The organism is Actinotignum sanguinis (genome assembly GCF_030230305.1).
In the GTDB taxonomy this organism is placed as follows: domain Bacteria; phylum Actinomycetota; class Actinomycetes; order Actinomycetales; family Actinomycetaceae; genus Actinotignum; species Actinotignum sanguinis.
Map to the genome: position 1 here is coordinate 40664 of NZ_JASPCQ010000013.1, position 10818 is coordinate 51481.

Consider the following 10818-nt stretch of genomic DNA (forward strand, 5'->3'; position numbering starts at 1 on the left):
TCCGCCGGTGCTGGTGTGACTCCTGAGGTTCGACTTATGTGATCGCACCCCTCGGCAACACTTGTTTACCCCAGGGGTCATGGATGGTTAATCTAGCTGCCGCCACCGAGAAATTAGGCACGCCGGCCGGCCGCGTAGAGGCGCAAGGCGCGTTCGGCGGCGTTTTCCAGGTTCGCCGCGCCCTCCGCAAGCGCCTCGTCAAGCGTGCAGGGCCGGTCCACAATCGGCACCAAGCCAACGAAGCCGTGTTCGTACAGGTCCTCCACGCCTTCACCGAGTTTCCCCGCGAAAGCAATAATCGGCACGCCGGCAGATTTACCGCCGCTGGGCGTATCACCGGCACCCGCACCGCGCCCGGCACCCGCACCGGCCGCCGCGGCAACCCGCGCCACCCCGGAAAGCGTTTTGCCCATGAGGGTTTGGCGATCCATGGCGCCCTCCCCGGTCAGAACCAGGTCCGCGCCGGCCATCGCCTCTGCTAGCCCCACGGTTTCCATGACCAGATCCACCCCGGATTCCAGGCTGGCCCCCAACAGCAAAAATGCGAAACCGAGCCCGCCGGCCGCCCCCGCGCCCGGCGTCTCCTGCACGTCCATCTTCCCGGCAACGGTCGCGAAATTACGCAGCACCCCGTCCAGGAATTCCACGTCCGCGGGCGAAGCACCCTTCTGCGGCCCGTAAATCGCGGAAGCCCCGCGCTCCCCGAGCAGCGGATTATCCACATCGCAGGCCACCCGGATGGTCACGCCGGCCAGGCGCGGATCCAGGCCGCTGAAGTCCGCCCGCGCCAAGCGCGCCATCTCCGCCGGGGTGGTGCCCAGCTCGGTGGCGGCGTCGTCGTAAAAACGTGCGCCGAGTGCCGCGAGCATCCCGGCCCCGCCGTCGTTCGTGGCGGAACCACCCAGGCCCACCAGAATCTCGGTGGCGCCCTCATCGAGCGCCCGCGCAATAAGCTGCCCCACCCCGGTACTATCCGAGCGGCGAATATCGCGTTCTTCGGGGCGCAACTGGTCCAACCCCACCGCGGCCGCGCTCTCAAAAATGGCGTGCTCCCCCGCGATCGCCAGCTCAGCCGGCACCGTAGCCCCGCGCACCCCGGCCACCGGCAGCGTGATGATCCGGGCGCCCAGTGCATCGGCAATGGCGCGGGCGAAACCTTCCCCGCCGTCCGCCATAGGAATTTCCACGCATTGCGCATCGGGTATAGCCCGCCGCGCCCCGGCCGCGAGCGCCGCGGCCGCGCGGGCCGCCGTCATGGATTCTTTGAAGCTATCGGGGCAGCACACAATTTTCATGGCAGAGCCTTTCACGTCGGTGTCTACAATTTTCGCCGTGCTGAGTCACGCGGATGTTAAAGCTATCGAAACGCTATAGAAAAGCTATCGAAAAAATACGCGGGGCACACGAACGCGAGGAAATGGAGAAAACTCGCGCCCGCGCGCCCCGCGCGATAGGAACACTGGCAGCTTAAAGCCGGTAGCGTGCGGCACGCTAGCGTCAACGCAAACTAGTGTTGCCGCAAGCTACCCGCCTTTTAGTTAGCGGACCAGTGCTGGCTTCTTATTATCGAACTTCCAGCCGGGGATGAGGTACTGCATGCCGATGGCGTCGTTGCGCGCGCCGCCGCCTTCCACCTTCTCCTTGTAGAGTTCGTGCGCCGCGAGGATCTGGTCCATATCCGGCTCGATGCCCAGGCCCGGGCGCTGCGGAATCGTGAGCTTGCCGTCCACGATCTTGAGCGGTTCCTTGGTGAGGCGCTCCACGCCTTCCTGCCAGATCCAGTGGGTGTCCAGGGCGTTGTATTCGCCCGGGGCCGCCGCGCCGCAGTGGGCGATCTGGGCCAGGGAGATATCGAAGTGGTTATTGGAGTGGCAGCCCCAGGTCATGCCCATATCGTGGCAGAGCTGGGCCACGCGCACCGAGCCGCGCATCGTCCAGAAGTGCGGGTCGGCCAGCGGGATGTCCACGGATTGCAAGGTCAGCGAGTGGGTCATCTGGCGCCAATCGGTATTGACCATATTGGTGGCTGTGGGCAGGCCGGTGGCCTTGCGGAACTCGTTGAGGATTTCACGGCCGGAGAAGCCGTTTTCCGCGCCGCAGGGATCCTCGGCGTAGGTGAGGATGCCGACCTTGTCCTTGCACAATTCGATGGCTTCCTTGAGGGACCATGCGCCGTTGGGGTCGAGGGTGATGCGGGCCTCGGGGAAGCGTTCCTTGAGGGCCACAATCGCCTTCATTTCTTTGGCACCTTCGAGCACGCCGCCCTTGAGCTTGAAGTCCTGGAATCCGTAGAGATCGTGGGTGGCTTCCGCGAATTTCACGATCGCTTCGGGGGTGAGGGCTTCTTCGTGGCGGATGCGGTACCATTCCACATCCGAATCCTTTTCGCGCAGGTAGGGCAGGTCCGTCTTATCCGGATCGCCCACGTAGAAGAGGTAGCCGAGCGCGCGCACCTGATCGCGCTGCTGGCCTTCGCCCAGGAGCGCGGCCACCGGCACGTTGAGGAACTGGCCGAAGAGGTCCAGGGTGGCCGCTTCCAGCGCGGTCACGGCGTGGACGGTGGTGCGCAGGTCGAAGGTCTGGAGGCCACGCCCGCCGGCATCGCGGTCCGCGAAGCGTTCACCCACCTCACGCAGGAAATTGTTGTAATCGGCCAGGGAGCGCCCCAGCACGATATCCTTGGCGTCCTCGATGGTGCGAGTGATCTTCTCGCCACCGGGAACTTCACCGATACCAACGTTTCCGCTGGAATCTTCCATGACCACCACGTTGCGGGTGAAGTAGGGGCCGTGCGCGCCGGAGAGGTTGAGTTCCATGCAGTCATGGCCGGCAACCGGGTAAACATCAATCTTCTTAATTGTGGGAACTGACATCGTTGTCTTTCTTCTTTGGGCGCTGCGCGGATGCTGTGTGCCGCGCAGCGCGGTTGGTCGGAGTAGCAGAGTATGTGCGGTTATGTGTAGGTGCGGTGTTCTGGTGGGGTGCGGCTGCGCTACGCGCGGTTTTACGACGACGCCGCTAGCTGGCCGCCGGCCGGCCGGTCAGGAGAACTTCCTTTCCGGCCGGTCCGGCCGCGCTCGGTTCCAGCCAGGCGCGGCTCGGAGTCACACGGCCGCGGCCAGCTGGTCAGTTACGGCCAGCGGGTGCTTTACTCGGGCAGGCCCGGGTGCAGCTCGATATTCGCGAGCTTCTCGTAGAAGCGCACGAGGGAGGAGTGGTCCTCACCGGCATGGTCATCACCTTCGAGCACCGACATCATCTCGCGCACCTGTGCGGTGAGCGGAAGCGCGGAATTGACCCCGTGGCCGGTGTCCATAACGTTGTTGAGGTCCTTGATATGCAGGTTGATGCGGAAGCCCGGCTTGAAATTGCGGGCCAGCATCATGGGAACCTTGGCGTCCATCACCGTGGAACCGGCCAGTCCGCCGCGGATAGCGCGGTACACGGCTTCCGGATCCACCCCGGCCTTCTGGGCCATGGTGAACGCTTCGGCGCAGGCGGCAATATTGATCGCCACGATGGCCTGGTTGGCCAGCTTAGCAATATTGCCGGCGCCGATGGGCCCCACGTAGGTAACGTCCCCGGCCATCACGCCGAGCACGTCCTTGACCTCGTTGAAGAGCTCTTCTTCGCCGCCGACCATCACGGACATGGTGCCGTCAATGGCCTTCGGTTCACCGCCGGAAACCGGGGCGTCCAGCATCCGCACGCCGGCCTTTTCCAGGCCCGCGGCCACCTCGCGCGAGGCGAGGGGTGCGATGGAGGACATATCAACGTAGATGAGCCCTTCGCGAGCGCCTTCGATAATGCCGCCTTCGCCCAGGGCCACCGCCTTGACGTGGGGGGAATTCGGAAGCATCGTGATGACCAGGTCGGCCTTCTCCGCAGCTTCCTTACCGTTCGCAACGGCGGTTGCTCCGGCTTCCACCACTTCGGCAACGGCTTCGGCATTGTGGTCGTTCACATAGAGTTCGTGCCCGGCCTTGAGGAGGTTCTTCGCCATGGGCTTACCCATAATGCCAAGACCGATAAATCCGATCTTCATGGAGTTTTTCCTTCCTTTTTGTATGATCGTCAGGTTGGTGTTTCCAACGGGCGGAGCGTTTCACGTGGGGTGGGGCGCTCCGTTTTTATGCGCCGTTTATGCGCCGTTTTCTCTGCGCACCGTTCCTCGCGGGGGTAGGGCGCGGCCGTAGCTGCGCCGTCGTACCCCCTATCCGTATCCTTAGACCGGAACCACGAGGCTCAGCAGCAGGCAGGCGCCCAGGCCGAGCACGGAGAGCAGCGAGGTGTAGGTGGTGCGGACCTTGATGGTTTCCGCCACCGAGAGCCCGAGGAATTCCTTGAACATCCAGAACCCGGGGTCGTTGACGTGCGAGGCCATAATGGAACCGCACGCAGTTGCCAGGGTCATGATTTCGGGGCTCACCCCGCCGCCGGCGATCATCGGCAGCGCGATACCGGCCGCGGCCACCACGGCCACCGAAGCGGAACCGAGGGCCACGCGCATGAGCGCGGCGATAAGCCAAGCGATAATAATCGGGGAGAGGCTGAGGTTCTCGGTGATTCCGAGGATGTAATCGGAAATACCACCGTTCTTGAGCACGGCCGCGAAGGCACCGCCACCGCCGATGATGAACACGATCATCGCGATGGACTTCACCGAAGCCGCGCAGGAGGCCATGATCTTATCCATCGGCACCTTGCGCAGCAGGCCGAAGTAGGCCACGGCCACCAGGAGGGAGAGCATGAGGGCGAACCAGTCGTGGCCGATGAAGGCCATGACCTTGGTGACCGCGTGATCGTGACCCAGGGTCACCTCGAGGATGGCGTGGCCACCGATGAGGATAACCGGGAGGGCGGTGATGCACAGCGAAGCCCAGAAGCCCGGCATTTCTTCGTCGGTCCATTCCTTTTCGTTGACCAGGCCGGCCGGCGGGCGGGCGGTCACGGACTTGACGAAGGGCAGGCGCGGCCACATGATGGCGACCACTGCGCCCAGCGGAATGGCAAAGATGAGGCCGTAAAGCATGGTCAGGCCGATGGAGGCATCGTACATATTCGCCACGGCCGAGGGGCCCGGGTGGGGCGGGAGGAAGGAGTGCATCGTGGACAGCGCGATTGCCATGGGCATCGCCAGCCACATAACCGGGATCTTGTAGGCCCGGCACACGGCGAAGACGATGGGGATGATGATGACGAAGGCGGTCTCGTAGAAGAGAACGACGCCGACGAGGAAGGACACGATCACAATCGCGAGCTGGGAGTGCTTGATCCCGAACTTGTTAATCATGGTGGTGGCGAGGCGGTTCGCCGCGCCCATATCCGCCATGAAAACGCCGAGCATGGCGCCGAAGCCGAGGAGCAGCACGAGTTTACCGGTCTGCCCGCCCACACCCGATTGGATGACGTCAAGGAGTCCCTTGACTTTCTCACCCTTGTCGTCAACGGTGGCCAGGAGAGGCATACCCTGCGCCATGCCCACCACGACCGAGACGATGACGAGGGCAATAAAGCCATTCATCTTCAGCACGATCATGAGGAACAGGAGCAGCGCAATGCCAAGTGCGAGGATTACTAGTGGCATGGTTTTTCCTTAGTTTCCAATCTCATCACTGAGATAGCCGGATACGGCTAGATATTGGTGACCGCTTCGACGGCCTTTTCGAGCGCCGGGCGGAATTCGGGGGCAAGTTCACGGGCCGGTGCGAAGCAGTAACCCGCTTCCACACCCGCCATACGCAGGCCTTCCTTGAGAACCACCGGGAAGGTGGCCACGTCTACGAGGTTGCGCAGCGGCGAGAGCGCATTTTGCAATTCGAGGGCGCGTTCGCGGTTGCCGGCGCGGTATTCGTTGTAAATGCTGGAGACGAGCTTGGGCGCAATATTCGCGGTGGAGGCGATGGCGCCGGCGGCCCCCAGGCACAGGGCCGGGTAGATGAGGGTATCGCGGCCCATAATGACGTCGAAGTCATCGGGGAGCTCGCGGATGTAATCCCCGGTGAGCGTCATATCGCCGGCGGAATCCTTGATGCCGATGATATTGGGGACGTTCACGAGTTCGCGCATGGTGCTGAGCGCTACCGGAACCTTGGTGCGGCCCGGGTTGGAGTACACCAGGATGGGCAGATCGGTTTCTGCCGCGATGTTCTTGTAGTGTTCGACCAGTTCAGACTGGGTGGGGGTCATGAAGTAGGGGGTGAGGACCGAAAGGGCGGAAACTCCACCAACTTCCTGGACCATATGGGCGGTTTTAATGCAATCGCGCGTGGTAATTTCCGAGGCGCCGGCGTAGACCGGTACCCGGCCATTGGCCTGTTCCACGGCGATTTCAACAACGCGGCGCTTCTGGTCATTATCAAGACCGTAGATTTCACCGGAGCTGCCGAGCACGAAAATACCGTGCACGCCGTTGGTGATCGTGTAGTCGATGACGTCGCGCAGACCCTGCTCCAGCAAGTTTCCTTCGCGATCTAGAGGTGTGACGAGAGCGGGAATCACGCCTTCTGCATGGAACTCCATAGTTCTCCTTGGTTGCGGCTTCAGTTTCGACTTCGCCAGCGAAACCGAAACTTTGTGGACAGTCAGCTACGTATGTAGACACTAGTATTAAAACGCGGTTTTGAAACTACAGGGTGGGACTAACGTCTGAGCTATGTAGGGCAACACAGGTGTTCCGCGGCGCAGTTCCGGGGAACTTGTTGCGGTGTCCTTTACTATGGAACCTAGAGAAATGAAAGAAATTATCGTGGTACCGTGGCACCCCTGAGGTACCCCACAGCGCGCGGCTTTCCGCCAGGCGCCGTGGTACCACGGCTTACGAAGGTGTTGGATCCGTTTGAGAGCTACAAGCACAACCGGCGGCGGTGTTCGCCCCGTCAAATCTGCCTCGCGCACCGTTGACCTGCTCGAATTCCTCGGCAGGCGCATTGCCGACCCCCCGCGCTTGGCAGAGATTTGCGCGGAGTTAGATGCGCCACGTTCCTCCACCTACGCGCTGCTGCGCACCCTCATCGACGCCGAATGGGTGCAGGCCACCTCCACGGATCGCTACATGCTGGACATTCGCGCCCTGACCGTAGGCACCGCCTATATCGATGCCGATCCGTACGTGCGAATCGTGCGCCCGATCCTTGTGGATCTGGCAAAAGAGCACGGGGAAACCTTCCATATGGGCCGTTTCGATAACGCGGAAATCGTGTATCTCCTCACCCAGCAATCCGACCGTTCCACTCGCACTTATTCGCGCGTGGGGCGCCGCCTGCCCGCGGCGGCCACCGGGCTGGGCAAGGCCGTGCTGGCTCACCGCCCCGCAGATATCCCGGAGGAACTGGTGGCCTTGACGGAGCGAACTATCACCTCAGAAGCGCAGCTGCGCAAGGCCCTCACGGAGACCGCCGCGCGCGGTTACGCTATCGATAATGAGGAAAATACCCTCGGCCTGCATTGCGTGGCATTTTCTCTCCCCTACGAAAGCCCGGTGCGCGACGCCATTTCCTGTTCTATCCCCAGCGCGCGCTGGAGCGCGGAGCGTGAAGCGGAGATCGCGGCAGCCATGCGCACCGCGGTTAATCGCATCCTCGATTCCGCGCCGATTGCGTAGCACGGAGAAGAATGGGATGGGTGGTTCACGTTTCGAGAGCTTCGAGTGCAAGGCAGGGCCGGAACCTGCGCCCACCCACCGGGAAATGAACATTGGCAATACGAGGAGTGCGGGCCGCGTTCTTGATGCGCCGGCGTGCCCGGCGGGAATGATGACCGCTCAGGAGCAAAGCGTGCATCCATTCATCGCCGTGCGAATGTATCTGGATATGCGCGCAGGGAATAGTTGAGCGTGGTGAGCGAATGTAATCCCAGCGTACTAGAGGCTCTTTTCCTTCGTGTCCGCGGATCACTGAAAATGTTGATTGATCGACCGTGAGAAAACCACTCTCCGGATCGAGAAAAACTCGATAGTCAAATAGCACAAGCAGGTTGTGTGGAAAAGCTATGCGGCCACTGATTCGCTTTCCAGGTGCTTCACTCAGCACCACCGACTCGATACTTACTGAAGAATTTTCATCTAGAAAACTGCTTATCTTTCCGAGGTGGTCAGCAAATCTTTCGGCCTGGAACTCTAGGCTTCCACCTGGATGATCACGGTTCTCGACCATAGCGAGCCAACTTCTCGAAGTAATCTAATCCGTCCAATTCGAAATAGAGCTTCGCTTCTTTTTCGCCGAGCAGGTAGTTATCAGCGCGTAGGTCGAATTCTTCCCGGGTCATCCTGACTTCGCGCAGAATCTCCTCTTTCCGCGCCAGAATTTCTTCCAGCGAGGTGTAGGTTCGCCCGATAATGACTGTCATAGTGGTCACCTCCGTCCTTCTCCGCCATTCTCGCATGGCGTGGAAGCGTAAAAAAGACCTAGGTAACGCCTTGTGGACAAGGATGACGTTTGCGGATTCTGTGGATAACTTCGATACCGCTGCCACTACCTATCCCGGGCAATCTCGCTGTTCTCATCCGCCAGTTTCGAAAACCTGACTAACTTGAACCAACTCAGACCTAACGACGACGGCGCCACCTGGCTTTCTCCCTATTGGCCGCGAAGGTGCACCACCTGGGGACTTATGTCACACTTGGCGCGGTCTACATGTGTAGATACTTGTATTGCCGGTAAGTAGGCTGACGCCGTGTGTGCACCGCCGCACGGGTGCCTTTCCGGCATATCTCAGGCAGACCCCAAGGCAAAGGAGCATATTGTGAGCCGGGATACCATCGCACACGTGAAGCTTTCCCACGTTATTTTGCCACTGAACAACCCGATTTCTGACGCAAAGGTGTTCACCGGGCGGCAAAAGCCCATGACGGAGGTGAATTTCCTCTTCTGCGAAATCGAAACAACCGACGGCCATTCCGGAGTCGGTTTTTCATATTCGAAACGAGCGGGTGGGCCAGCCCAATTCGCCCACGCCTCCGAGGTGGCCGATAACCTTATCGGAGAAGATCCCAATGATATTGACCGGCTGCGGGTGAAGCTGCTGTGGGCCGGGGCTTCGGTGGGGCGCAGCGGGGTGGCGGTGCAGGCCATCGCCGCCATTGATGTGGCCCTGTGGGATTTGAAGGCGAAGCGGGCCGGGCTGCCGCTCTCCAAGCTTATTGGTGCCCACCGCGACTCCATCCGCACGTACAACACTTCCGGTGGTTTCCTTTCCTCGCCGCTAGAGGAAGTGATCGAAAATGCGCTGGCCTCGAAGGAGCGGGGCATTGGCGGTATCAAGATCAAGGTGGGCCACCCGGATCACCAGGTGGATTACACCCGCGTCAAGGCGGTGCGCGAGGCCCTGGGCGATGATTTCCCGCTTATGGTTGATGCGAATCAGCAGTGGGATCGCCCCACCGCGAACCGCATGTGCGAGTGGCTGGAAGAATTCAACCTGGTGTGGATTGAGGAACCGCTGGATGCCTACGATTACGAAGGGCACGCGGAGCTTGCGCGGCGTTTCATCACCCCGATTGCTACCGGTGAGATGCTCGCTTCGGTGGCCGAACACGTCAAGCTCATCGAGAACCATTCCTGCGATTTCATCCAGCCGGACGCCCCGCGCGTGGGTGGCGTATCGGAATTCCTCAAGCTGACGAAGCTGGCCGAGCATGCCGGGCTGCAACTCGCCCCGCATTTCGCCATGGAGATCCACTCCCACCTGGCGGCCACCTACTCCTTGGAGCCGTGGGTGGAGCACTTCACCTGGCTGGATCCGCTCTTCAATGAGCATATGGAAATCAAGGACGGCCGCATGATCGTTTCTGACCGTCCCGGCCTGGGCGTGACACTTTCCGACCAGCTGCGCGCCTGGACGGTTAATACTTTCGAAGTAGGCCAGCGGCCCTAACGGGAACTTGCCCTCATAATTGATCGGCAACAATGGCCATGCCGATATGGGCAATGGTGATCTATGCGCCGAAAACTGGGGCGTGATTGGCGGCCGTACGCTGACAATCACGCCCCAGGGTGTACTAATTTTCGCTTCCTATAGCGAGGTTTTCTCTCCGATATTTATAGCCGACCATGTAGCCCACCACAAGGATAACCACGGCAAATTGCGTCCATGACGAATTCTGTATTACCAGCAGCGCTATTGCACTTGCCATATAGAATCCCGCGTGGAGGATTTCCGTGAGACCTTCCCGCCGCCGCCAAGAAAAACTCCACAATGCTAAGAGAACCAGCAGGACGGTCTCGAGAACAACCGGGATATCAGTCCATTCGCCCTGCTTGAGATTGGCAGCGAGAAAGATGAGGATTCCACCCCACATCCCTTCTGGGAATATGCGCCACCACATGACTCGCCTCCTTATCTCACGGCGCCTCAATTTTCACTTCGCTCAGAGTTACATCATCATCGACGCAACTGGTCGAAATTGTTGCCGAGAAGCGTATCTCACATTAGATACATTATTAACATACACTTCAGTCCAATATTTACGCAACAATTCAATTTGCGGGTGGGTGAAGATGGTGCTGAATATTTCCCGGGCCGCGGCGCGGGCAAGGAACACGGTGGCCGGCTGGCCCCGGGGTGGGCGGATTTTCCGCCCACCCCGGGCGTCGTCGTATTTAATGCGTGGTATTTAATACGCGGTATTTCATGCGTGCGTATTTATGCGCGCACCTCGCGTAGCAGCGCCGCGATTTTCTCCGAATCCTCCACGCTCAACGGCACCTGCGGGGCACGCATCAACGGCGAGCACTCCACCCCGCACAAACGCACCCCCTCCTTAATCGCAGCAATGAAAATATCACCGATCTCATACACCGCAGCCAAACGAGTAATCTT

At 60.5% G+C, this 10818-nt stretch carries 10 protein-coding genes; 2 read left to right on the forward strand and 8 right to left on the reverse strand.

What is annotated here, in order from left to right:
• Positions 1 to 113: 113 nt before the first annotated feature.
• The 5 genes from QP828_RS07250 to dapA all read right to left on the reverse strand — a co-directional run bounded on the left by QP828_RS07250 (position 114) and on the right by dapA (position 6522).
• Positions 114 to 1295 (reverse strand): glycerate kinase, encoded by a 1182-nt coding sequence (locus tag QP828_RS07250; protein WP_016442124.1) that lies wholly within the window; start codon positions 1293 to 1295, stop codon positions 114 to 116.
• Positions 1296 to 1538: 243 nt separating this feature from the next.
• Complete coding sequence (locus tag QP828_RS07255; protein WP_274732463.1) at positions 1539 to 2873, reverse strand: enolase C-terminal domain-like protein; 1335 nt, start codon at positions 2871 to 2873, stop codon at positions 1539 to 1541.
• Positions 2874 to 3148: 275 nt separating this feature from the next.
• On the reverse strand, positions 3149 to 4045 hold the full coding sequence (gene garR, locus QP828_RS07260; RefSeq protein WP_016442122.1) for a 2-hydroxy-3-oxopropionate reductase: 897 nt from the start codon (positions 4043 to 4045) through the stop codon (positions 3149 to 3151).
• A gap of 180 nt (positions 4046 to 4225) precedes the next feature.
• Positions 4226 to 5587, reverse strand: a complete 1362-nt coding sequence (locus QP828_RS07265) for a gluconate:H+ symporter (protein ID WP_274732464.1) — start codon at positions 5585 to 5587, stop codon at positions 4226 to 4228.
• A 47-nt stretch (positions 5588 to 5634) separates the two neighbouring features.
• Positions 5635 to 6522, reverse strand: a complete 888-nt coding sequence (dapA, locus tag QP828_RS07270; protein WP_126135610.1) for a 4-hydroxy-tetrahydrodipicolinate synthase — start codon at positions 6520 to 6522, stop codon at positions 5635 to 5637.
• Between the two features lie 316 nt (positions 6523 to 6838).
• On the opposite strand from dapA, the gene QP828_RS07275 reads away from it, so the two are divergent.
• The gene (locus tag QP828_RS07275) at positions 6839 to 7603 is read left to right on the forward strand and encodes an IclR family transcriptional regulator (protein ID WP_274732465.1); all 765 of its coding nucleotides are present in this window, start codon (positions 6839 to 6841) and stop codon (positions 7601 to 7603) included.
• Between the two features lie 25 nt (positions 7604 to 7628).
• Here the strand turns inward: QP828_RS07275 and QP828_RS07280 are convergent, their stop codons facing one another.
• Positions 7629 to 8153 (reverse strand): hypothetical protein, encoded by a 525-nt coding sequence (locus QP828_RS07280; RefSeq protein ID WP_274736460.1) that lies wholly within the window; start codon positions 8151 to 8153, stop codon positions 7629 to 7631.
• Positions 8137 to 8346, reverse strand: a complete 210-nt coding sequence (locus QP828_RS07285; RefSeq protein WP_274732653.1) for a hypothetical protein — start codon at positions 8344 to 8346, stop codon at positions 8137 to 8139. Before QP828_RS07285 ends, QP828_RS07280 begins: the two co-directional genes overlap by 17 nt.
• 396 nt (positions 8347 to 8742) lie before the next feature.
• Between QP828_RS07285 and QP828_RS07290 the strand changes: the two genes are divergently transcribed.
• Positions 8743 to 9873 (forward strand): L-talarate/galactarate dehydratase, encoded by a 1131-nt coding sequence (locus QP828_RS07290; RefSeq protein WP_274732467.1) that lies wholly within the window; start codon positions 8743 to 8745, stop codon positions 9871 to 9873.
• Positions 9874 to 9997: 124 nt separating this feature from the next.
• Here QP828_RS07290 and QP828_RS07295 read toward each other — a convergent pair whose 3' ends face one another.
• Positions 9998 to 10324, reverse strand: a complete 327-nt coding sequence (locus QP828_RS07295) for a hypothetical protein (protein ID WP_274732468.1) — start codon at positions 10322 to 10324, stop codon at positions 9998 to 10000.
• Between the last annotated feature and the right edge of the window lie 494 nt (positions 10325 to 10818).

What these genes read in the sequence shown, in the direction of transcription:
- QP828_RS07250 (WP_016442124.1), bottom strand. Translation starts at nt 1,295, where the DNA reads ATGAAAATTGTGTGCTGCCCCGATAGCTTCAAAGAATCCATGACGGCG.
- QP828_RS07255 (WP_274732463.1), bottom strand. Translation starts at nt 2,873, where the DNA reads ATGTCAGTTCCCACAATTAAGAAGATTGATGTTTACCCGGTTGCCGGC.
- garR (WP_016442122.1), bottom strand. Translation starts at nt 4,045, where the DNA reads ATGAAGATCGGATTTATCGGTCTTGGCATTATGGGTAAGCCCATGGCG.
- QP828_RS07265 (WP_274732464.1), bottom strand. Translation starts at nt 5,587, where the DNA reads ATGCCACTAGTAATCCTCGCACTTGGCATTGCGCTGCTCCTGTTCCTC.
- dapA (WP_126135610.1), bottom strand. Translation starts at nt 6,522, where the DNA reads ATGGAGTTCCATGCAGAAGGCGTGATTCCCGCTCTCGTCACACCTCTA.
- QP828_RS07280 (WP_274736460.1), bottom strand. Translation starts at nt 8,153, where the DNA reads ATGGTCGAGAACCGTGATCATCCAGGTGGAAGCCTAGAGTTCCAGGCC.
- QP828_RS07285 (WP_274732653.1), bottom strand. Translation starts at nt 8,346, where the DNA reads ATGACAGTCATTATCGGGCGAACCTACACCTCGCTGGAAGAAATTCTG.
- QP828_RS07295 (WP_274732468.1), bottom strand. Translation starts at nt 10,324, where the DNA reads ATGTGGTGGCGCATATTCCCAGAAGGGATGTGGGGTGGAATCCTCATC.